The organism is Jannaschia marina (assembly GCF_013404595.1).
GTDB lineage: Bacteria > Pseudomonadota > Alphaproteobacteria > Rhodobacterales > Rhodobacteraceae > Jannaschia > Jannaschia marina.
The window spans coordinates 53,083-72,696 of sequence record NZ_JABVAX010000004.1; the positions used below are offsets into that span (position 1 = coordinate 53,083).

Annotated in this window: 22 protein-coding genes; 18 read left to right on the forward strand and 4 right to left on the reverse strand. The window is 67.2% G+C overall.

Annotated features, from left to right (window positions below; genetic code table 11):
• Positions 1-49: 49 nt before the first annotated feature.
• Positions 50-751, reverse strand: coding sequence for a DUF1236 domain-containing protein (locus HSX43_RS08945; RefSeq protein ID WP_179379781.1), 702 nt, complete (start codon positions 749-751; stop codon positions 50-52).
• A 225-nt stretch (positions 752-976) separates the two neighbouring features.
• Here HSX43_RS08945 and HSX43_RS19645 point away from each other — a divergent pair, with 225 nt between their 5' ends.
• From HSX43_RS19645 to cysE, 18 genes are all read left to right on the forward strand, one after another.
• Positions 977-1,444 (forward strand): hypothetical protein, encoded by a 468-nt coding sequence (locus tag HSX43_RS19645; protein WP_235962595.1) that lies wholly within the window; start codon positions 977-979, stop codon positions 1,442-1,444.
• Entirely contained in the window at positions 1,389-2,711 is a 1,323-nt protein-coding gene (locus tag HSX43_RS08950; protein WP_235962596.1) for a DNA-packaging protein, read from the forward strand. The genes HSX43_RS19645 and HSX43_RS08950 overlap by 56 nt, the downstream gene beginning before the upstream one ends.
• A gap of 73 nt (positions 2,712-2,784) precedes the next feature.
• Positions 2,785-3,936, forward strand: coding sequence for a phage portal protein (locus HSX43_RS08955; RefSeq protein ID WP_179379783.1), 1,152 nt, complete (start codon positions 2,785-2,787; stop codon positions 3,934-3,936).
• Positions 3,933-4,166, forward strand: a complete 234-nt coding sequence (locus HSX43_RS08960) for a GTA head formation protein, RCAP_rcc01685 family (protein ID WP_179379784.1) — start codon at positions 3,933-3,935, stop codon at positions 4,164-4,166. The genes HSX43_RS08955 and HSX43_RS08960 overlap by 4 nt, the downstream gene beginning before the upstream one ends.
• 11 nt (positions 4,167-4,177) lie before the next feature.
• Complete coding sequence (locus tag HSX43_RS08965; RefSeq protein WP_179379785.1) at positions 4,178-4,705, forward strand: HK97 family phage prohead protease; 528 nt, start codon at positions 4,178-4,180, stop codon at positions 4,703-4,705.
• A gap of 29 nt (positions 4,706-4,734) precedes the next feature.
• Positions 4,735-5,880, forward strand: coding sequence for a phage major capsid protein (locus HSX43_RS08970; protein ID WP_179379786.1), 1,146 nt, complete (start codon positions 4,735-4,737; stop codon positions 5,878-5,880).
• 151 nt (positions 5,881-6,031) lie between these two features.
• The gene (locus tag HSX43_RS08975; protein WP_179379787.1) at positions 6,032-6,610 is read left to right on the forward strand and encodes a head-tail connector protein; all 579 of its coding nucleotides are present in this window, start codon (positions 6,032-6,034) and stop codon (positions 6,608-6,610) included.
• Positions 6,610-6,951, forward strand: a complete 342-nt coding sequence (locus tag HSX43_RS08980; protein WP_179379788.1) for a phage head completion protein — start codon at positions 6,610-6,612, stop codon at positions 6,949-6,951. The genes HSX43_RS08975 and HSX43_RS08980 overlap by 1 nt, the downstream gene beginning before the upstream one ends.
• Complete coding sequence (locus HSX43_RS08985) at positions 6,948-7,361, forward strand: DUF3168 domain-containing protein (RefSeq protein ID WP_179379789.1); 414 nt, start codon at positions 6,948-6,950, stop codon at positions 7,359-7,361. Before HSX43_RS08980 ends, HSX43_RS08985 begins: the two co-directional genes overlap by 4 nt.
• Positions 7,362-7,385: 24 nt before the next feature.
• Complete coding sequence (locus HSX43_RS08990; RefSeq protein ID WP_179379790.1) at positions 7,386-7,799, forward strand: phage major tail protein, TP901-1 family; 414 nt, start codon at positions 7,386-7,388, stop codon at positions 7,797-7,799.
• Complete coding sequence (locus tag HSX43_RS08995; protein ID WP_179379791.1) at positions 7,799-8,122, forward strand: gene transfer agent family protein; 324 nt, start codon at positions 7,799-7,801, stop codon at positions 8,120-8,122. The genes HSX43_RS08990 and HSX43_RS08995 overlap by 1 nt, the downstream gene beginning before the upstream one ends.
• Positions 8,119-8,334 carry a rcc01693 family protein gene (locus tag HSX43_RS09000; protein WP_179379792.1) on the forward strand — a complete coding sequence of 72 codons (216 nt, stop codon included), beginning with the start codon at positions 8,119-8,121 and terminating at the stop codon, positions 8,332-8,334. Before HSX43_RS08995 ends, HSX43_RS09000 begins: the two co-directional genes overlap by 4 nt.
• The gene (locus HSX43_RS09005) at positions 8,327-8,977 is read left to right on the forward strand and encodes a phage tail tape measure protein (protein WP_179379793.1); all 651 of its coding nucleotides are present in this window, start codon (positions 8,327-8,329) and stop codon (positions 8,975-8,977) included. Before HSX43_RS09000 ends, HSX43_RS09005 begins: the two co-directional genes overlap by 8 nt.
• Positions 8,978-8,987: 10 nt before the next feature.
• A complete protein-coding gene (locus HSX43_RS09010) occupies positions 8,988-9,620 on the forward strand; it encodes a DUF2460 domain-containing protein (protein ID WP_179379794.1) in 633 nt (210 codons plus the stop codon).
• Positions 9,617-10,486: a DUF2163 domain-containing protein gene (locus tag HSX43_RS09015; protein WP_179379795.1), complete on the forward strand. Its 870-nt coding sequence runs from the start codon at positions 9,617-9,619 to the stop codon at positions 10,484-10,486. The genes HSX43_RS09010 and HSX43_RS09015 overlap by 4 nt, the downstream gene beginning before the upstream one ends.
• Positions 10,483-10,929 carry a C40 family peptidase gene (locus HSX43_RS09020; protein ID WP_179379796.1) on the forward strand — a complete coding sequence of 149 codons (447 nt, stop codon included), beginning with the start codon at positions 10,483-10,485 and terminating at the stop codon, positions 10,927-10,929. The genes HSX43_RS09015 and HSX43_RS09020 overlap by 4 nt, the downstream gene beginning before the upstream one ends.
• 3 nt (positions 10,930-10,932) lie before the next feature.
• A complete protein-coding gene (locus HSX43_RS09025; protein ID WP_179379797.1) occupies positions 10,933-14,847 on the forward strand; it encodes a baseplate multidomain protein megatron in 3,915 nt (1,304 codons plus the stop codon).
• Between the two features lie 64 nt (positions 14,848-14,911).
• A complete protein-coding gene (cysE, locus tag HSX43_RS09030) occupies positions 14,912-15,730 on the forward strand; it encodes a serine O-acetyltransferase (protein ID WP_179379798.1) in 819 nt (272 codons plus the stop codon).
• Between the two features lie 70 nt (positions 15,731-15,800).
• Here cysE and HSX43_RS09035 read toward each other — a convergent pair whose 3' ends face one another.
• From HSX43_RS09035 to pdhA, 3 genes are read right to left on the reverse strand one after another with little or no spacing between them, the layout of a single operon-like run.
• Positions 15,801-17,144 (reverse strand): pyruvate dehydrogenase complex dihydrolipoamide acetyltransferase, encoded by a 1,344-nt coding sequence (locus HSX43_RS09035; protein WP_179379799.1) that lies wholly within the window; start codon positions 17,142-17,144, stop codon positions 15,801-15,803.
• An 11-nt stretch (positions 17,145-17,155) separates the two neighbouring features.
• The gene (locus HSX43_RS09040) at positions 17,156-18,550 is read right to left on the reverse strand and encodes a pyruvate dehydrogenase complex E1 component subunit beta (protein WP_179379800.1); all 1,395 of its coding nucleotides are present in this window, start codon (positions 18,548-18,550) and stop codon (positions 17,156-17,158) included.
• On the reverse strand, positions 18,550-19,569 hold the full coding sequence (gene pdhA, locus HSX43_RS09045) for a pyruvate dehydrogenase (acetyl-transferring) E1 component subunit alpha (protein ID WP_179379801.1): 1,020 nt from the start codon (positions 19,567-19,569) through the stop codon (positions 18,550-18,552). Before pdhA ends, HSX43_RS09040 begins: the two co-directional genes overlap by 1 nt.
• Between the last annotated feature and the right edge of the window lie 45 nt (positions 19,570-19,614).

The following is a 19,614-nucleotide window of genomic DNA, read 5'->3' on the forward strand; positions in this document are numbered from 1 at the left end:
AAAGGGGCGGCTCCGGGAGCCGCCCCTTTCGTCTTGGCGTCTGCGTCGTTTAGCGGACGATGTAGACGATCGCGCGGTCTTCGGCGTTCACGAGAACCGGCTGGCCGTTGAGGTTGGTGTAGAGGTAGTCGGACTCCGGCACTTCGGCGAGCACGACTTCCTGCGGGATGACCGCGCCGACGATCGGTTCGCCCTCGATGATGACGGGCTCGACCGGGTTGCTCTCCACGTAGGTCAGTGTCTCCACCTCGGGGTTGACCGTGGCCCCGGCGAGCGAGCCGACGAGGGCACCGCCGACGATGGCGGCCGGGCCACCGATCAGGGCCGAGGCGACGCCTGCACCGACGCCGCCGCCGATGAGAGCGGTCGCGCCGTTGTCTTCGTTGGCCTCGACCGACTCGATCGTGGTGACGGTGGTGACGTCGCTCACGACAGCGAGCTGATCGTCTTCCTCGACCACGAGGTAGGGGGCGTAGGCGTAGCCGCTCTGGCCCTCGAAGTTGATCTCGCACCAGGCACCGCTTTCGATGCAGCCCTTCAGCTCGACGGTCGACTCGGCGGGCATGGTGCCCTCGATCGCGAAGTTGGGGCCGGGGCCGGCGCGCAGGTTCAGGTCGGTGGCAACCTGCGCGGTGCGCGTCTGCTCGGTCGTCACGGTTGTGGTGGTCGCCGTGTCGGCCGTCTGGGCGACGGCGGGCGCGGCGACCATCAGGGTGGCGATGCTGGCGGCGGTCAGGATGCGAAAGGTCATAGGTCTCTCTTCAACTTGGTTATGGTCTGTCCCATCGGCAAAGCGTCGCCGACGGGACGATGCCGACAGAACCACGCAGCCGCGGTCTCGTTCCCCCAAATCGACGTCACAAGGGTTTTCAGCCCTGAAACGGTTCACGTAAGTAACTGAACAATAATTACTATCGAGTTTTTTCGTGCCGGCGATGACTTTTTCGTTGACCGTGCGAACGCTCGAAAACATCTTTTGTGCAAGCTGGAAGAAATGGGCGCGGAGGGCCGGGGCAACCCCCGGTTTGGCCCATCGATCGTCGTGCGGACCAAGGTGAAAACCTGCACGGAGCTTACGGGAATGGAAGAACACATCATCGGGCCCGGAGGTGGCGACACCTCGGACGGGCTCTTTTCGCGTGTCGAGGCGGCGCTTTCCGGAATGGAGGGGCTGAGACAGGCGGTGGAACGAAAACTGGCGGAGCTGAACACGCTGAGCGTGGAGGAGTTGAAGGCGGCCGATCTGACGGCGCTTCAGCGCGACCTCGCGAAGGCCGTGACGCTCGTCATCGCCGAAGAAGGGAAGGTGGCCGATGTCCTACGACGGGAGCGGGGCGGAGACGGGATCGACTTCGACGCGGCACGCACTTCGATCCGGCGCCGCCTTGATGGCATCCGCCGCAACGGAGGTGAGGGAGGCGTTCATCGAGGCGCTGACGGATGAAGAGGCCGCGGCGTTGCCGTATCTGTTCGACTTCTGGGCGCTGGAGCATCAGCTGCCGCCCGAGGGCAACTGGCGGACCTGGGTGATCCTCGGTGGTCGGGGCGCGGGCAAGACCCGCGCCGGAGCCGAATGGGTCCGCTCGATGGTGGAGGGATCGCGCCCGCTGATGGCGGGAGAGGCGCGGCGCGTGGCCCTTCTGGGGGAAACCTACGATCAGGTCCGGGACGTGATGATCGAGGGGGACAGCGGCATCCTTGCGTGTTCGCCGCCCGATCGGCGGCCGGTCTGGAAGGCGGGTCAGCGCAAGCTGGTCTGGCCGAACGGGGCGGAGGCGCAGGCCTTCTCGGCCCATGACTACGAGGCCCTGCGGGGGCCACAGTTCGACGCGGCCTGGGCGGATGAGCTGGCCAAGTGGAAACAGCCGGAGGCGGCCTGGGACATGCTGCAGTTCGGCCTGCGGCTGGGGGAGGCCCCGCGGGCGGTCGTCACGACGACCCCGAAGAACATCGCGATCCTGAAGGACCTGATCGACCGGCCGTCGTCGGTGACGACCCATGCGACCACAGAGGCGAACCGCGCGAACCTGGCGGCGTCGTTCCTGGAGGAGGTGAAGGCGCGCTACGGCGGCACGCGGCTCGGGCGTCAGGAGCTGGAGGGCGTGCTCCTCGACGATATCGAGGGGGCCTTCTGGACGACGCCGCTTCTGGATGCGCTGCGTGTCGACGAGGTTCCCGAGTTCGACCGGGTGATCGTGGGCGTCGACCCGGCGGTGACGTCGAAGGACGGAGCGGACGAGACCGGAATTGTGGTTGTCGGCGCGGTGACGCGCGGGCCGGCGAAGGACTGGAAGGCCTGGGTGCTGGAGGATGCGTCCGTGTCGGCCGCCTCCCCCACGGAGTGGGCAGAGGCGGTCGCCGGAGCTTACGCGCGCTGGGGTGCCGACCGTGTGGTCGCAGAGGGCAACCAGGGCGGCGACATGATCGAGGCGGTGCTGCGGCAGGTGGCCCCGACGGTGAGCTACCGCAAGGTGACGGCCCGGCGCGGCAAGGGCCTGCGCGCGGAGCCGGTGGCGGCGCTCTATGAGCAGGGGCGGGTGCGGCACCGCCGCGGGCTCGGCGGGCTCGAAGACCAGATGTGCCGGATGTCGGTGACGGGTTATCGCGGCGTCGGGTCGCCGGATCGCGTCGATGCTCTGGTCTGGGCGCTTTGGGCCGCGATGCTGGACCCGGCGGTGGCGCGGTCGGGGCCGCGGATGCGACAGCTCTGAACGGCGACACGGATGGACATGCGCGAGGGGCCCGGGCGGCCCCTTTCTTTTTGGGCAGACGGAAGGACGGACGATGTTCGGATTCAAACGGAAGGCGGCCGCAGTGGCCCCGGAGACGAAGGCGTCGGTCACGGGGCGGCTGGCGGCCATGGGCGCGGTCGGGCGCGCCGTCTGGTCACCGCGGGACACGGGCAGCCTGATGCGGATGGGCTTCGCCGGGAACCCGGTCGGCTTTCGCGCGGTCAAGCTGATCTCGGAGGCGGCGGCGGCGATGCCGCTGTACTGCTCCGAGGACGGCACGCGGATGGAAGCGCATCCAATGCTCGCGCTGCTCGACCGGCCAAACGCGGCGCAAGGGCGGGCGGAGTTCATCGAGACGCTGTGCGGTCAGTTCCTGCTCTCGGGCAACGCGTATGTCGAGGCGGTCGGGAGCGGCGGGATGCCGGCCGAGCTGCATGTGCTGCGCTCGGACCGCATGTCGGTCGTGCCTGGGGGCGACGGGTGGCCGGTAGCCTACGACTACACGGTCGGCGGGCGGTCGCACCGCTTCAAGGTCGGCGAGGTCAGCCCGATCTGTCACATCCGCGCGTTCCATCCGCAGGATGATCACTACGGCCTGTCGCCACTGGCCCCGGCGGCCGGTGCGCTCGATGTGCACGATGCGGCCTCGCGCTGGTCGAAGGGGCTCCTCGACAATGCGGCGCGGCCCTCGGGGGCGATCGTCAACTCGGGCGAGGGGCTCACGCAGGAACAGTTCGACATGCTCTCGGCCGAGATGGAGGCGCAGCACCAGGGCGCGCGCAACGCGGGGCGTCCGATGCTGCTCGACGGTGGGCTCGACTGGAAGCCGATGGGGTTCAGCCCCTCGGACATGGAGTTCCAGAAGACGAAGGAGGCGGCGGCGCGCGAGATCGCGATGGCCTTCGGTGTGCCGCCGATGATGCTGGGTATTCCGGGCGACGCGACCTACGCCAACTATGCGGAGGCGAACCGGGCCTTCTACCGGCTGACGGTCGTGCCGCTTCTGATGAAGCTCTGCGACGGGCTTGCACATTGGATCGGGCGGCACGGCGGGTTCGACGCGCGGCTCGACGTGGACCGCGACCGGGTGCCGGCGCTGCAGGCGGAGCGGGATGCCGAATGGGCGCGCATCACCGGGGCGGATTTCCTGAGCGAGGCGGAGAAGCGGCGGATGCTGGGCCTGCCGCCGAAGGACGACGCATGACGCTCGCGCGCGGCGGCGGGTCGCGGTTTCTCTACGATCCCTTCGACGCGGCGAACGCCCGGATCGACGCCAACGAACGCGTGCTGGAGGAGCGCTGGGACGCGCTCTCGTTCCGGCTGCGGCAGATCGAGGGGACGCTGGAGCGGCTCGAGAAGCGGCTCTGGCTCGCCGTGATGGGCGTGGCGGGGACGGTGCTGGCCCAGGGCGTCAACTATCTGATTTCACTGTGAAGGAGAGGCCCATGGGTCTGGAGCGGAAGTTCATGCAGGGGGAGACCCCGGTGCGGCTGGAGGACGGCTCGGTGATCGCGGGCTACGCCTCGTGGTTCGGGGTCGAGGACAAGGGGCGCGACGTCGTGGAGGCGGGGGCCTATTGCGACAGCCTGGCGCGGATGTCGGCCGAGGGTCGGCGCGTCAAGATGCTCTGGCAGCACGATCCGGCGCAGGTGATCGGCGTCTGGGACGAGGTCCGCGAGGACGCGCGGGGCCTCTACGTCAAGGGCCGGCTTCTGCCGGGTGTCGAGAAAGCCCGGGAAGCGGCCGAGCTGATCGACGCAGGTGCGCTCGACGGGCTGTCGATCGGCTACACGGTCAAGCGGGCCGGCAAGGACGGGCAGGGGCGCAGGCTTCTGAAGGAACTGGAGCTCTGGGAGGTGTCGCTCGTCACCTTCCCGATGCTGCCCAGTGCGCGGGTGGGGGCCAAGGCGGACCCCCTGCGCGACGTGGCGCGGGCGATCGAGGCCGCGCGTCTGGAACTGGCGCGCGACTGAGCCGCCGATCAACAGCAAAGGAAGACCCCATGAGCCACGACGGCGTGGGCGAAGTCACCGAGGCGCTGGCCGGACTGGTCAGTGACTTCAAGGGCTTCCGCCAGGAAATCAACCGCAAGATGCAACAGCAGGAAGAGCGTCTGAACATGACCTACACGACCCAACGGCCCCAGCTGGCCGGCACCGATATGGCCGAAGCCCCGCACCAGAAGGCGATGGATGCCTACCTTCGGTCGGGCGATGACGATGCGCTGCGGGCGCTGTCGCTGGACGCCAAGGGCATGAATACGGCCGTTTCGGCCGAGGGCGGCTATCTCGTCGATCCGCAGACGGCCGAGACCGTCAAGTCGGTGCTGATGGGCGCATCCTCGATCCGGTCGATCGCGAATGTGGTCAACGTCGAGGCCACGTCCTACGATGTGCTGGTCGATCACACCGACCTCGGCGCGGGCTGGGCCACGGAAGCCGGCGGCATCGCCGAGACCGACAGCCCGCAGTTCGACCGCGTGTCGATCCCGCTCCATGAGCTTTCGGCCATGCCCAAGGCATCGCAGCGTCTGCTGGACGATGCGGCTTTCGACATCGAGGCCTGGCTTGCCGGGCGCATCGCGGACAAGTTCGCCACCTCCGAAGCGGCGGCCTTCGTCGCGGGTGACGGCATCGACAAGCCCACCGGTTTCCTGACCTATCCGAACGTGGACGAGGCCAGCTGGTCGTGGGGCGGGCTGGGCTATGTCGCGACCGGGGCGACGGATGACTTCCACGACGAGCGTCCGTCGGATGCGATCGTCGATCTGGTCTATGCGCTGGGAGCGAAGTACCGCGCCAATGCGACCTTCGTGATGAATTCGAAGACTGCCGGTGCCGTGCGCAAGATGAAGGATGCCGACGGCCGGTTCCTGTGGAGCGACAGCCTGGCCGCAGGGCAGCCGGCGCAACTGATGGGCTATCCGGTGCTGATCGCCGAGGACATGCCCGACATCGGAGCCGATGCGACGGCGATCGCCTTCGGCGATTTCGGTGCGGGTTACACCGTTGCCGAGCGTCCGGACCTGCGCGTCCTGCGCGACCCGTTCAGCGCCAAGCCGCATGTCCTCTTTTATGCGACGAAGCGTGTGGGCGGTGACGTCACCGACTTCGCGGCGATCAAGCTGCTGAAGTTCACGACGGCCTGACGACGCGGCCCCGCGCCGAGGGGGCGCGGGGCCTTCGATCGCCCCATACACCGGCGATTTCGATCCTTCGGTCGGGGCGCGGCCGGAGGAGGTGGAGCCTCGTGCCTCCGGCTTGGTCCGCACGCGGCATCTGGCTCCACCACCACTCCAGATGATGACGACGCCCGCGGAGGTGCAGATGGCGATGATGGTGCAAGGATCCGAGCGGATCGCGGACGCAGACCTGCCGGTCGCGGAGCTGGCGGCGCTGATGCGGCTGCCGGATGGCTACGGCGACATTCCCGGTCAGACCGGACGGTTGCAGGCAGGCCTGCGGGCCGCGATCGAGACGATCGAGGCGCGGACGGGCCGCATCCTCGTGGCGCGCGACGTCACGCTCGTCGGCGGGGCAGAGGGGGGCGCACGCGTCACGCTGGGCCTTGTTCCCGTGCAAAGCGTGCGGAGTATCGTCGCGCGCGGTGTCGGCGGTTCGATTGATCTGGGGCCGGCGACGGTCGAGGCAGGGGCGCATACGACGACGCTCGCGCTGTCGCGGTCGGTCGGGGCGGGGACGGACCTGATCCTGACAGTCGCAGCCGGCTACAGCAGCTGGCAGCAGCTTCCGTCTCCGCTGCGCGAGGCGGTGCTCCTTTCGGCGCGCGACATCGAGGAGGGTGTTCGCGACGGGGCGGCGCAGATCTCCTGTCTGATCTCGCCCTATCGGCCCCGGCGGATCGGAGGGTCGATCTGATGGGGCAGACCTTCACGCGACGCCTGACGCTCGAGGTGCCGGTTCGACTGGCCGACGGCGGTGGCGGGCAGGAATTGACATGGGCGACGCGCGGCGGCTTCTGGGCCGAAGTGCGGATGCGCTCGGGCGCGCTGCGCGACGAGACGTTCGGGCGCCGGTCCAGGCTTTCGGTCCGGGTGCGGATGCCGGCCGTGCCCGAGGGGCACGCGATGCGGCCGCGACCGGGGGACCGGCTGCGCAACGGTGGCCAGGTCTATGAGGTGGAAGCGGTCCACAGCGACGACGGCCGGGTCCTGACGGCTCTCGCGCGGGTGCTGACGGGCGCGGGAGGTGCGGCATGAGCTATGCGACCGGACGGAGCCTGCAGGCCGCGATCTACGCACATCTGTCGATGGACACGGGAGTGACCTCTGCCGTGGCGGACGCGATCTATGACGACGTGCCCGAGCACGCACCCGATCTCTTCGTGGCTCTCGGCCCCGAGACGACGCGGGGCGTGAGCGACAGCGCCGGATCCGGCGCGATCCACCAGTTGCGGATCAGCGTGGTGACGCGGCGAGAGGGATACATGGCGGCCAAGACCGCGGCGGTCGCCGTCTCCGACGCGCTGCAGGGCGCGGATCTCACGCTCGACCGGGGGCGACTCGTTTCGCTGCGGTTCGTGCGGGCGGAGGCGAAGCGCGACAAGGCGGAAGGCACGCGGAGGATCGACCTGACCTTCCGCGCGCGCACGGATGACACGGGCCTCTGAGCCCTTCCAAGGAGAGATGGATCAATGACGGTACAAGCGGGCAAAGACTTTCTGCTGAAGGTCGATCAGGACGGCACCGGTGTCTTCGTGACGGTCGCCGGCCTGCGGGCGACGCGGCTCACGTTCAACGCGGGCAGCATCGACGTGACCTCGACCGAGAGTGCGGGCGGCTGGCGCGAACTTCTGGGGGGCGGCGGCGTGAAGTCGGCCGCGGTTTCCGGCTCCGGCATCTTCCGGGATGCGGATACGGACGCAAGGGTGCGGCAGCTCTTCTTCGATGGAGAGGTGCCGGCGTTCCAGGTCATCATCCCCGACTTCGGGATCGTGGAGGGTGCCTTCCAGATCACCTCGCTTGAATACGGCGGCACCCATGACGGCGAGGCGACTTATGAGATCGCGCTCGCCTCGGCGGGTGAACTGACCTTCACGCCACTCTGATGGGCGAGGGCAACCCCTTCGCGGGCGAGGTGGCGCTGACACTCGACGGGGAGCGTCACCTTCTCAAGCTGACGCTCGGGGCGCTGGCCGAACTGGAAGCGACGCTCGAGGCGAACAGTCTCGTGGCGCTCGTCGATCGGTTCGAGACGGGAGGCTTCAGCGCGCGCGATGTCGCCGCCGTGCTGTTGGCCGGGCTGCGCGGCGGCGGCTGGCGCGGGCAGGCGGCGACCTTGCTCGGAGCCGAGATCGAGGGCGGGCCGATGGAGGCGACGCGGGTTGCCGCGCTCCTGCTCGGGCGGGCCTTCGCCTTGCCGGGCCGATGAGCGCCGTGGAGACGGGGCCCTTCGACTGGCCCGCGCTGATGGCGGCCGGCCTGCGCGGGCTGGGATTGAAACCGGTGGATTTCTGGGCGCTGACCCCGGCGGAACTGGCGTTCCTGCTGGGCAATGGCGACGGGCGGCTGCCGATGGATCGGGCGGGCCTCGACGCGCTTGCGGCGCGGTTCCCCGATACGGAGGACAGGACGGATGGATGACAGTTTTGGCGAAAGCCTCGACGACAAGCTCGACGCGCTCGAGGCGCGGCTCGGCGGCTCGGAGGCCGTGGTGGCGCGGTTTACGGATTCGCTGAGTACGCTGGAAGGACAGATGCTCTTCACGCAGCGGGAGGTGCAGGGCCTCTCGCGGTCCTTCGGCGGATCTCTCAAGCGGGCGTTCGACGGTGTGGTGTTCGACGGCGCGAAGCTGTCGGACGCGTTGCAGGGGCTGGCGCAGTCGATGCTCAACGCGAGCTACAACGCCGCCGTGCGCCCAGTGTCGCAGGCGCTGGGCGGCGTGCTGGCCCGCGGGGTCAATGCGGTCTTGCCGTTCGCGGAGGGAGGCAGCTTTGCCCAGGGTCGTGTAATGCCCTTCGCGAAGGGCGGCGTCGTCGCCGGGCCCACGACGTTTCCGATGCGGGGTGCGACCGGCCTCATGGGCGAAGCGGGGCCAGAGGCGATCATGCCGCTGCGCCGTGGGCCGGATGGCAGCCTTGGCGTCGCCGCAACGGGTGGGGCGCGTAGTCCCGTGAGCGTAACCATGAACATCACCACGCCCGACGTTCAGGGCTTCCGCAAGTCGCGCAGCCAAGTCGCCGCAGAAATGTCCCGCGCGCTGTCGCGCGGGGCGCGCAACCGTTGAGGAGACGCAGATGTCCTTCCATGAAATCCGGTTTCCGCCGCGTCTGTCGCTCGGCTCCATCGGCGGGCCGGAGCGGCTGACCGAGATCGTCACGCTGGCCAACGGGCACGAGGAGCGGAACACACCCTGGGCCCACTCGCGGCGGCGCTACGATGCGGGCGTGGGCATGCGGTCTCTCGATGATATCGCGGAGCTCATCGCTTTCTTCGAGGCGCGGCGGGGACAGCTGCACGGGTTTCGGTGGAAGGACTGGGCCGACTATCGCTCGGGGCGCGCGTCGGCCGAGGTCGACTTCCGCGATCAGCGCATCGGCACCGGTGACGGAATCACGACGGTGTTCCGGCTTTCGAAGACCTATCGCTCGGGCGAGCAGATCTATGCGCGGCCGATCACGAAGCCGGTGCCGGGCACGGTGCTTGCCGGTGTGCAAGACGACGAGTTGGAATTGGGTGTCCACTACACCGTCGAGGATGAAACGGGTCTCGTGACCTTCTCCGAGCCTCCCGACGTGGGAACAGAAATCACTGCGGGCTTCGAATTCGATGTGCCCGTGCGTTTCGATACCGATGCGATCCTGACGTCGGTCGCGACGTTCCAGGCCGGTGAAGTGCCGGACGTTCCGGTGGTGGAGGTGCGGGTATGAGCGCGCTTGCGGACCATATGGCGGATGGCTGCGCGACGGTCTGCCGTGCCTGGGTCGTGCGTCGCCGCGATGGTTTGATCCTCGGGTTCACGGACCACGATCTGGATCTCGATGTCGATGGTGTCTCCTGCCTCGCCGCCTCCGGCATGACCGCCAGTGCCCTGCAGGCGTCGACCGGGTTGTCCGTGGACAACAGCGAGGCACGGGGCATCCTGAGCCATGACGCGGTCTCGGCGGAGGACATCCGCGCGGGTCTGTGGGATGCCGCGCAGGTGACGGCCTATCTGGTCAACTGGGCGCGCCCGTCGGATTTCGAGATCCTGTTCCGTGGATCTCTGGGCGAGATCAGCTGGGGCGAAGGAGCATTCAGCGCGGAGCTGCGCGGCCTCGCCGAGACACTGAACACGGCCCGGGGGCGGGTGTTTCAGGCGCGCTGCGACGCGGTTTTGGGCGACGGGTGCTGCCGTCAGGAGCTTGGACCGCTCTTTCGCGTCGATGTGGAGGTCATGGCCGTCGAGGACGATCAGATCCTGACCCTTCCGCTCCTGCGGGACTATGCGCCGAAGTGGTTCGAGAGCGGACACCTTCTGGTGCTCGATGGTCCGGCGGACGGTGCCGAAGCCCGGGTGAAGACCGATCGCAGCGGCGACGAGACGCGCGAGATCGTTCTCTGGGGAGCGTTGCGCCGCAGCCTGCGCGCAGGCGACCGCGTGCGGCTCGAGGCCGGATGCGACAAGCGCGCGGAGACCTGCCGGTTCAAGTTCGACAACTTTCTGAATTTCAGGGGCTTTCCGCAGATCCCCGGTGAGGATTGGGTCATGTCCTATCCGGTCCGGACCGGTCGGAACGATGGAGGCCGGCTGTGAGTCCGGTCGTCGTGGAGGCGCGGCGCTGGCTCGGAACGCCCTACGTTCACCAGGCATCGGTATGCGGTGCCGGCACCGATTGCCTGGGACTCGTTCGCGGGATCTGGCGGGCGATCTACGGAGGCGAACCGGAGAGCGTCCCGGCCTACTCCCGGGATTGGGCGGAGCCGCAGCGCGACGAGGTGCTCTGGGCGGCAGCGCGCCGACATCTCGTGCCGGTCTCTCCGACCCGGTCTTTCGTTGCCGGGGAGCTTCTCCTCTTTCGTATGCGCGACGCGGGGATCGCCAAGCATCTCGGCGTCGTCGGAACGGCGGCCCCGATGCCGACGCTCATCCATGCCTATTCCGGCCACGGCGTCGTCGAGACGTCGCTCTCGGCTCCTTGGGTGCGGCGCATCGCGGCGCGCTTCGACTTTCCTGAACTGCACGACGCGGGGATCTGACTCATGGCGACACTGGTACTTGGTGCGGTCGGCGCGGCCGTCGGTGGCAGTCTTGGCGGCTCGATCCTGGGCCTGAGTGGTGCCGTCGTCGGCCGTGCGGTAGGTGCGACACTAGGGCGGGCGATCGACCAGTCGATCCTCGGGGGCGGGGCCGAGGCCGTCGAGATCGGCAAGCTGGACCGGCTGCGCCTGACGGGGGCGTCGGAAGGTGCCCCGATCCCCCGGATCGTGGGGCGCGTTCGCGTGTCGGGGCAGGTGATCTGGGCGAGCCGCTTCAAGGAAAGCCGCCAAACGTCCCGCAGCGGCGGGAAGGGAGGCCCGAAACCGCCCAAGCAGACGCAATACAGCTACTCCGTCTCGTTGGCCGTGGCCCTCTGCGAGGGCGAGATCAGCCGCGTGGGTCGCGTTTGGGCCGATGGGACGGAGATCGCGAAGTCCTCCGTGCAGATGCGGGTCTATCGCGGCGACGAGGAGCAGATGCCGGACGCTCTGATCGAGGCCATCGAGGGCGTGGATCGCGCACCTGCGTTCCGGGGCACCGCATATGTCGTGATCGAGGATCTTGAGCTGACGCCGTTCGGCAATCGCGTTCCGCAGCTGTCTTTCGAGGTGGTGCGAACGGTCGAGGCAGAGGATGGCCTGCCCGACCTGTCGCGAATGGTCGAGGGGGTCGCGCTCGTCCCCGGGACCGGTGAATACGCGCTCGCGACGACGGAGGTGCATTACAACCGGCGCGGTGTTCGCGACTCGGCGAACGTCAATACCCCCCAGGGCGTCTCCGATTTTCGGATCGCGATGGATGACCTTACGGAGGAGCTGCCGAACCTGAAGTCCGCTTCGCTCATCGTTTCCTGGTTCGGTGATGATTTGCGCTGTGGCCATTGCTCCATCCGGCCTCGTGCCGAGCAGACCGAAGTGGATGGGGCTGGACAGACATGGGTTGTCTCCGGTGCGGACCGGCAGGATGCCGGCGCGGTGTCGTTCCTGGACGATCGACCCGTCTACGGCGGCACGCCCGGCGATCTCTCGGTGATCGAGGCGATCCGGGATCTGAAGTCGCGCGGTATCGCGGTGACGTTCTATCCGTTCATCCTGATGGATCAGCTTGCCGGAAACGGCCTGCCGGACCCCTATGGCGGCGCGGAGCAGGCGGTTCTGCCGTGGCGGGGCCGGATCACGACGGCTTTGGCTTCGGATCAGCCGGGCACATCCGACAGGACGGCGCTGGCCGCTACGGAAGTCGCGCAGTTCATGGGCACGACGGTTGTCGATGATTTTTCCCATGATGGGGTGAAGAGCGGGATCGAAGGGGTCGGGAGGACCGTCACAGGTCCGGACGGCGACTGGTCCTACAGACGCTTCATTCTTCACTATGCGCTGCTCTGTGCGCAGGCTGGTGGAGTGGATTCCTTCTGCATCGGATCGGAGATGCGGGGCATCACACGCATCCGGGGTGCGGATGACAGCTTTCCGGCCGTGGAGGCTCTGCGTCAGCTGGCGGCCGACGTGCGGGCGATCCTGCCCGATGCGAAGATTTCCTACGCCGCGGACTGGTCGGAGTATTTCGGCTACCATCCGAAGGATACGGGGAACGTCCATTTCCATCTGGACCCGCTTTGGGCCGATCCTGCGATCGACTTCGTCGCGATCGACAATTATGTCCCGCTCGCCGACTGGCGCGACGGCGATGACCATCTGGATGCCGGTTTCAAGACGATCCGCTCCGTCGACTACCTGCAATCGAATATCGAGGGCGGCGAAGGCTACGACTGGTACTATCCGACGCCGGAGTCGCGGTTGGCGCAGCGTCGCGTGCCGATTGAGGACGGGGCACATGGCGAGGACTGGATCTACCGCTACAAGGATTTCCGGAATTGGTGGACCAATGCGCACCACGACCGGGTCAATGGTGTCCGGCTGGAGCAACCGACGGCATGGGTGCCTCAGTCGAAGCCCATCCGGTTCACCGAGTTCGGATGTGCCGCGATCGACAAGGGGGCGAACCAGCCCAACAAGTTCGTCGACCTGAAGTCGTCTGAATCGAGCCTGCCGCGTTTCTCGGACGGGCGACGGGACGATGCGATGCAGATGCAGTATCTGCGCGCGATGCTGGATCACTGGTCGCGGCCGGAGGCGAATCCGGTTTCCGCGGTCTACGGCGGACCGATGCTCGATCTGGGCGGCAGCCTGGTCTGGGCCTGGGACACGCGGCCCTGGCCGTACTTCCCCGAATTGTCGGACTATTGGACCGATGCCGAGAACCACGCACGCGGACATTGGCTGTCGGGTCGGGTCGGTCTTCAGCCGCTCGATAGCGTGATCGCCGAGATCTGCCGCTCGGTCGGTTTGAAGGACTTCGACGTGAGTGGGGTCGACGGCATGGTGCGGGGCTACGTGATGCCGGATGTGCAGTCGGCACGAGCCGATCTGCAGCCGCTTTTGATCGCCCATGCCGTAGAGGCCAGCGAAAGGGGCGGGCGTATCGTCTTTGGAATGCGTGCCCGCGCGGAGGAGACGGCGGTCGTGTCGAATGGTCTCGTTCGTTCGGACGGGCCGGTCGTGGCGCGGCAACGCGCGCCGGAAATCGAGGAGCCGCGGCGAATTCTCCTCAGCCACATGGACGCCGAAGGCGACTTCGAGGTGCGCATGGCCGATGCGACCCTTCCGGGCGAGCGGCCCCTTCCGGTCGGGCAATCTGAGCTGCCGCTCAGCCTGACGCGGAGCGAGGCGCATGGGATCGCGGAGCGGTTCCTGACCGAGACCCAGATCGCGCGGGACACGATCGAGCTGGAGCTACCGCCCTCGGCACGGTTGCACAAACCGGGCGATCTGATCCGGGTCGACGGGGCGACGGATCTCTGGCGGATCGACCGCATCGAGGATGCCGGCGGCCGCAAGGTGCAGGCCGTGCGGACGGAGCGGGCGCAATATGAACCGAGCGATCGGGTCGAGGACGGCACAGGCCGGCAACGGCCGCTGGCACCTCTGCCTGTGGACGCGACATTCCTCGATCTGCCGCTGCTGACCGGTGAGGAAATCCCGCACGCACCGCATATTGCGGTGTCCGGTCGGCCGTGGCCGGGGACGGTCGCCGTACAGAGCGGGATGCAGGACGCGAACTATCGTCTGGACACGTTTATCGATGCGCCGAACGTCGTCGGGATTACCGAGAGCGAATTGGCCCCGGCCGCGCCGTCGCTCATAGACAGTGGCCCGGATCTTCTTGTCCGCCTGATCGGAGACGACGATCTGGAGTCTGTGGAAATGCAGTCGCTCCTGGCCGGTGCGAATACCGTCGCGATCAACGATGGCGGACTGACAGGTTGGGAGATTTTTCAGTTCCAGACGGCGCGTCTGGTCGCGCCCGGGCTCTGGGCGCTGTCCCGACGGTTGCGCGGGCAGCGCGGGACCGAGTGGGCCATTCGGAATCCGTGGCCCGTCGGAAGTACGGTCGTGTTCCTGGACCGCACGCTGGCGCAGCTCGATGTGCCGCGTGAGGCACTCTGGATCGAACGGCATTATCGCGTCGGGCCGGCGGATCAACCGATCGACAGCGCGGCCTACACGTACTACCCCATCGTCGCGGAGGGTATGGGGCTGCGTCCCTATGCGCCTGCCCATCTGCGGATTTCCGTGGAGGAGGGCACACGGATGGCGCGCTGGGTCCGGCGCTCGAGGCTCGCCGCCGATGGATGGGACGGATACGATGTGCCGCTCGGAGAGGCGCGCGAGAGCTATCGCCTTCGGGTTTTGCGCGGGGACGGGAGTGTCGCGCACGAACAGAGCGTGGTGCGAACGGAAGCCACTATCCCCGAAACGGCGATCGATCCACAGGGGCACGGAGCCCTGACACTGGAGGTGAGTCAGGTCTCGGATGAGGTTGGACCGGGGACGCCGGCGACGATCACGATCGCTTGAAAGGAGGTTTGCGCGCTCGGCCTTCTGCGGCTACGTAAGAAGCCCGAACGTTGGAGGCACTCCCATGTCGATACCTCAGTCACAGGTTCATCCGGTCGACCCGGTCTGGGACCGGGTTCGGGCCGAAGCGCGGCAGGCCGTCAAGGACGAGCCCGTCCTGGGCGGGATGGTCCATGCCGCCGTGCTCCATCACAGGACGCTCGATGCGGCGCTGGCCTATCGCTTCGCGCAGAAGCTCGCGTCAGGTGAAATGAGCGAGCAGATCCTTCGCGAAGTCGCGGAAACCGCGCTTGCCGACGACCCGGAGATCGTGACGGCGGCGCGGGCGGATATCGTCGCGACCTTTGAACGTGATCCCGCCTGCGACCGTTTTCTGCAGCCCTTGATGTATTTCAAAGGGTTCCAGGCCGTGCAGGCGAGCCGGATCGCCCACTGGCTCTGGATGCAGGGGCGTACCGACATGGCTTATTTCGCCCAGATGCGCATCTCGGAGCTCTTCGGAGTCGACATCCATCCCGGTGCGCGCATCGGGCGAGGCATCATGATCGATCATGCGCATTCTATCGTGATCGGCGAGACCGCCGTCGTGGGCGACAACGTGTCGATGCTGCATTCCGTCACTTTGGGCGGAACGGGGAAGGAAGACGACGACCGTCATCCGAAGATCGGGGACGGCGTCCTGATCGGAGCCGGTGCGAAGGTGCTCGGCAACATCAAGATCGGTCATTGTTCGCGGATCGCGGCAGGGTCGGTCGTTCTGGGCGATGTGCCTCCAAAGTCGACCGTGGCCGGCGTTCCCGCGAAGATCGTCGGCGAGGCCGGCTGCGCACAGCCGTCCGTGATGATGGATCAGCTTGTCGGGATCCGCGCGTCCGAAGACTGAAGATATCCTGCGAATTCAAACGAAAAGGCCGGGGCATTCGCCCCGGCCTTTTCCGCGTTTCGATAGAGGCTCAGGCGAGCATCATCATCGGGTTCTCGAGATTGGTCGCGATCGCCTTGAGGAAATCCGCCCCGAGCGCGCCGTCGATGACCCGGTGATCGACCGAGAGCGTCACCGACATGACTGTGGCCGCCGTGATCTCGCCGTCCGCCCCGATGACCGGCTTCTTCACGCCCGCGCCGACGGCGAGGATGGAGCCGTGCGGCGGGTTGATGACGGCGTCGAAGTTGTCGATGCCGAACATGCCGAGATTGGAGATCGCGAAGCTGCCGCCCTGATACTCGTGCGGTGCGAGCTTGCGGTCGCGGGCGCGGGCGGCGAGGTCCTTCATCTCCGAGGAGAGCGCCGAGAGCGACTTCAGGTGCGCGTCCTTCAGGACGGGCGTGAAGAGGCCGCCCTCGATGGCGACGGCGACGGCCACGTCCGACGGCTTCAGCTGCAGCATCCGGTCACCGGCCCAGACGGCATTGGCCGCCGGCACCTCCTGCAGCGCGAGGGCGCAGGCCTTGATGATGAAATCGTTGACCGAGAGCTTCACGCCCTTCGCGTCGAGCTGCTTGTTGAGCTGGCTGCGGAACTTCAGAAGCGCATCGAGCTGGATGTCACGCCGCAGGTAGAAATGCGGGATCGTCTGCTTCGCCTCGGTCAGGCGCGCGGCGACCGTCTTGCGCATCCCGTCGAGCTTGACCTCTTCGAACTCCCGGCCCTCGAACATCTTGATGACCTGCTCGGCCCCCATTCCGGCGGGCATCCCGGCCTTCGGGCTGTCGCCCGCGGCCTTCGGGGCCTCCGTCGCGGCGGCCTCCGCCGGTTTCGCGCCGGGCTTCGCGTTCTCCACGTCGGCCTTGACGATGCGACCGCGGGGGCCGGAGCCCTTGATCGCGCCAAGGTCGAGACCCTTGTCCTTGGCGATGCGGCGGGCGAGGGGGGTCGCGAAAATGCGCTCCCCGCTCTTGGCGGGCGATGGTGCGGGGGATGCGGCGGCATCGCCGTCGCGACCGTAGCCCTTGGCCGGCTCGGTCTCCTTCGAGGTCTCCGCCGGGGCGGCGTTCGACGCGCTCTCCGCCGGCTTGGCATCGCCGCCCACATTCTCGGCGGCCGAGGCATCCTCGCCCTCCTCCAGAAGCACGGCGATGGGCGAATTAACCTTCACGCCCTCGGTACCCTCGGCCACGATGATCTTGCCGATCGTGCCCTCGTCGACGGCCTCGAACTCCATCGTGGCCTTGTCGGTCTCGATCTCGGCCAGAAGGTCGCCGGAGGAGACGGTATCCCCCTCCTTGACAAGCCATTTCGCCAGCGTGCCCTCCTCCATCGTGGGGGAGAGGGCGGGCATCAGGATCTCGGTTGCCATTCTCTATCCCCTTACTTGTAGGTGACTTGCTTGACGGCTTCGACCACCTCGTCGGTCGTCACCAGCGCCAGCTTCTCGAGGTTGGCGGCATAGGGCATGGGCACGTCCTTGCCGGTGCAGGTCACGACGGGCGCGTCGAGATAGTCGAAGGCGCGCTGCATGATGACGCTCGCCATGTGGTCGCTGAAGGACGCCACCGGGAAGCCCTCCTCGATCAGGACGCAGCGGTTCGTCTTCATCACCGAGGCGAGCACCGTGTCGTAGTCGACCGGGCGCAGCGTGCGCAGGTCGATCACCTCGGCTTCGATCCCGTCGCCGGCCAGCCGCTCGGCGGCTTCGAGCGCGTAGGTCATGCCGATGCCCCAGCTCACCAGTGTCACGTCCGCCCCCTCGCGCCAGATCTTCGCCTTGCCGAAGGGCACGATGAAATCGTCGAGCTTCGGGACGTCGAAGGACTTGCCGTAGAGGATCTCGTTTTCGAGGAAGATCACCGGGTTCGGATCGCGGATCGCCGTCTTCATCAGGCCCTTCGCGTCCGCCGCGGAGTAGGGCATCACCACCTTCAGGCCGGGCACCGAGGCATACCAGGCGGCATAGTCCTGCGAGTGCTGCGCGGCCACGCGCGCCGCCGCCCCGTTCGGGCCGCGGAAGACCATCGGGCAACCCATCTGACCGCCCGACATATAGAGCGTCTTCGCGGCCGAATTGATAATCTGGTCAATGGCCTGCATGGCGAAGTTGAAGGTCATGAACTCCACGATCGGCTTCAGCCCGCCAAAGGCCGCGCCGACGCCGATGCCGGTGAAGCCATGCTCGGTGATCGGCGTGTCGATCACGCGCTTCGATCCGAATTCGTCCAGCATCCCCTGGCTGATCTTGTAGGCCCCCTGGTACTCGGCGACCTCCTCACCCATGAGGAAGACGTCCTCGTCGCGGCGCATCTCCTCGGCCATGGCGTCGCGCAACGCCTCGCGGACCGTCTGGCTCACCATCTCGGTGCCCTCGGGCCAGTCGGGGCTCGCGTTCGACTTCGGCGCATCCGTCTCGGCTTCGAGGCGCGACTGGTCCTTCGGCGCGGCCGGAACCTCGGCGGCCTTCGCGGCTTCCTCGGCGGCCCCCGAGCTGCCCGACGACGATACCTCCTCGGCGGCCGAGGCATCCTCGCCCTCCTCAAGTAGCACGGCGATGGGCGAATTGACCTTCACGCCCTCGGTGCCCTCGGCCACGATGATCTTGCCGATCGTGCCCTCGTCGACGGCCTCGAACTCCATCGTGGCCTTGTCGGTCTCGATCTCGGCCAGGATGTCGCCGGACGACACGTTGTCCCCCTCCTTCACGAGCCACTTCGCAAGCGTGCCCTCCTCCATCGTGGGGGAGAGGGCGGGCATCAGGATCTCGGTCGCCATTACACGGCCTCCTGCGGAATTTCGTCGGCGTAGATATCGGTCCAGAGCTCTTCGAGCGCGGGCTCGGGGCTCTCCTTCGCGAAGTCGGCGGAGGCGTTCACGATGTCCTTGATCTCCTTGTCGACGGCCTTCAGGTCGTCCTCGCTCGCGTGCTTTCCGGTCAGCAGCATCTGGCGCACCTGTTCGATGCAGTCGCGCTCCTCGCGCATCTTCTGCACCTCGTCGCGGGTGCGGTACTTGGCCGGGTCGGACATGGAGTGGCCGCGGTAGCGGTAGGTCTTGATCTCGAGGATGTAGGGCCCCTTGCCCGCGCGGCAGTGGGCCACGGCCTTCTCGCCGGCGGCCTTCACGGCCAGCACGTCCATGCCGTCCACTTCCTCGCCCTCGATGCCGTAGGCCGCGCCACGCTCCCAGTAGGAGGGCGACTTGGTGGACCGCTTGGTCGAGGTGCCCATGGCATACTGGTTGTTCTCGATCACGAAGACGACCGGCAGGTCCCAGAGTTCGGCCATGTTGTAGGTCTCGTAGACCTGGCCCTGGTTCGCGGCCCCGTCGCCGAAATAGGTGAAGGTGACGTTGTCGTTGCCCCTGTACTTGTCGGCGAAGGCGAGGCCCGCACCGATGGGCACCTGGGCGCCGACGATGCCGTGGCCGCCGTAGAAATGCTTCTCCTTGGAGAACATGTGCATCGAGCCGCCCTTGCCCTTGGAGTAGCCCCCCTCGCGGCCCGTCAGCTCTGCCATCACGCCGTTCGGGTCCATCCCGCAGGCCAGCATGTGGCCATGGTCGCGATAGGAGGTGACGCGCTTGTCGCCCTCCTTCGCCGCCGCTTCCAGGCCGACGACGACCGCCTCCTGGCCGATATAGAGGTGACAGAACCCGCCGATGAGACCCATGCCGTAGAGCTGACCCGCCTTTTCCTCGAACCGCCTGATGAGGAGCATGTCCCGGTAGTATTGAAGCAACTCCTCCTTCGAGACATTCGGTTTCGCCTTGGCGGCGGTCTTGCGGGTGGCCATGGGGCGCGTCTCCTCCGGTCGGCAGATCGTTCAACGTTAAACAAT

Bases quoted from the DNA above. Each gene is read 5' to 3' on its own strand.
- HSX43_RS08945 (WP_179379781.1), bottom strand. From the start codon at position 751: ATGACCTTTCGCATCCTGACCGCCGCCAGCATCGCCACCCTGATGGTC.
- HSX43_RS08950 (WP_235962596.1), top strand. From the start codon at position 1,389: ATGGCATCCGCCGCAACGGAGGTGAGGGAGGCGTTCATCGAGGCGCTG.
- HSX43_RS08955 (WP_179379783.1), top strand. From the start codon at position 2,785: ATGTTCGGATTCAAACGGAAGGCGGCCGCAGTGGCCCCGGAGACGAAG.
- HSX43_RS08960 (WP_179379784.1), top strand. From the start codon at position 3,933: ATGACGCTCGCGCGCGGCGGCGGGTCGCGGTTTCTCTACGATCCCTTC.
- HSX43_RS08965 (WP_179379785.1), top strand. From the start codon at position 4,178: ATGGGTCTGGAGCGGAAGTTCATGCAGGGGGAGACCCCGGTGCGGCTG.
- HSX43_RS08970 (WP_179379786.1), top strand. From the start codon at position 4,735: ATGAGCCACGACGGCGTGGGCGAAGTCACCGAGGCGCTGGCCGGACTG.
- HSX43_RS08975 (WP_179379787.1), top strand. From the start codon at position 6,032: ATGATGACGACGCCCGCGGAGGTGCAGATGGCGATGATGGTGCAAGGA.
- HSX43_RS08980 (WP_179379788.1), top strand. From the start codon at position 6,610: ATGGGGCAGACCTTCACGCGACGCCTGACGCTCGAGGTGCCGGTTCGA.
- HSX43_RS08985 (WP_179379789.1), top strand. From the start codon at position 6,948: ATGAGCTATGCGACCGGACGGAGCCTGCAGGCCGCGATCTACGCACAT.
- HSX43_RS08990 (WP_179379790.1), top strand. From the start codon at position 7,386: ATGACGGTACAAGCGGGCAAAGACTTTCTGCTGAAGGTCGATCAGGAC.
- HSX43_RS08995 (WP_179379791.1), top strand. From the start codon at position 7,799: ATGGGCGAGGGCAACCCCTTCGCGGGCGAGGTGGCGCTGACACTCGAC.
- HSX43_RS09000 (WP_179379792.1), top strand. From the start codon at position 8,119: ATGAGCGCCGTGGAGACGGGGCCCTTCGACTGGCCCGCGCTGATGGCG.
- HSX43_RS09005 (WP_179379793.1), top strand. From the start codon at position 8,327: ATGGATGACAGTTTTGGCGAAAGCCTCGACGACAAGCTCGACGCGCTC.
- HSX43_RS09010 (WP_179379794.1), top strand. From the start codon at position 8,988: ATGTCCTTCCATGAAATCCGGTTTCCGCCGCGTCTGTCGCTCGGCTCC.
- HSX43_RS09015 (WP_179379795.1), top strand. From the start codon at position 9,617: ATGAGCGCGCTTGCGGACCATATGGCGGATGGCTGCGCGACGGTCTGC.
- HSX43_RS09025 (WP_179379797.1), top strand. From the start codon at position 10,933: ATGGCGACACTGGTACTTGGTGCGGTCGGCGCGGCCGTCGGTGGCAGT.
- cysE (WP_179379798.1), top strand. From the start codon at position 14,912: ATGTCGATACCTCAGTCACAGGTTCATCCGGTCGACCCGGTCTGGGAC.
- HSX43_RS09035 (WP_179379799.1), bottom strand. From the start codon at position 17,144: ATGGCAACCGAGATCCTGATGCCCGCCCTCTCCCCCACGATGGAGGAG.
- HSX43_RS09040 (WP_179379800.1), bottom strand. From the start codon at position 18,550: ATGGCGACCGAGATCCTGATGCCCGCCCTCTCCCCCACGATGGAGGAG.
- pdhA (WP_179379801.1), bottom strand. From the start codon at position 19,569: ATGGCCACCCGCAAGACCGCCGCCAAGGCGAAACCGAATGTCTCGAAG.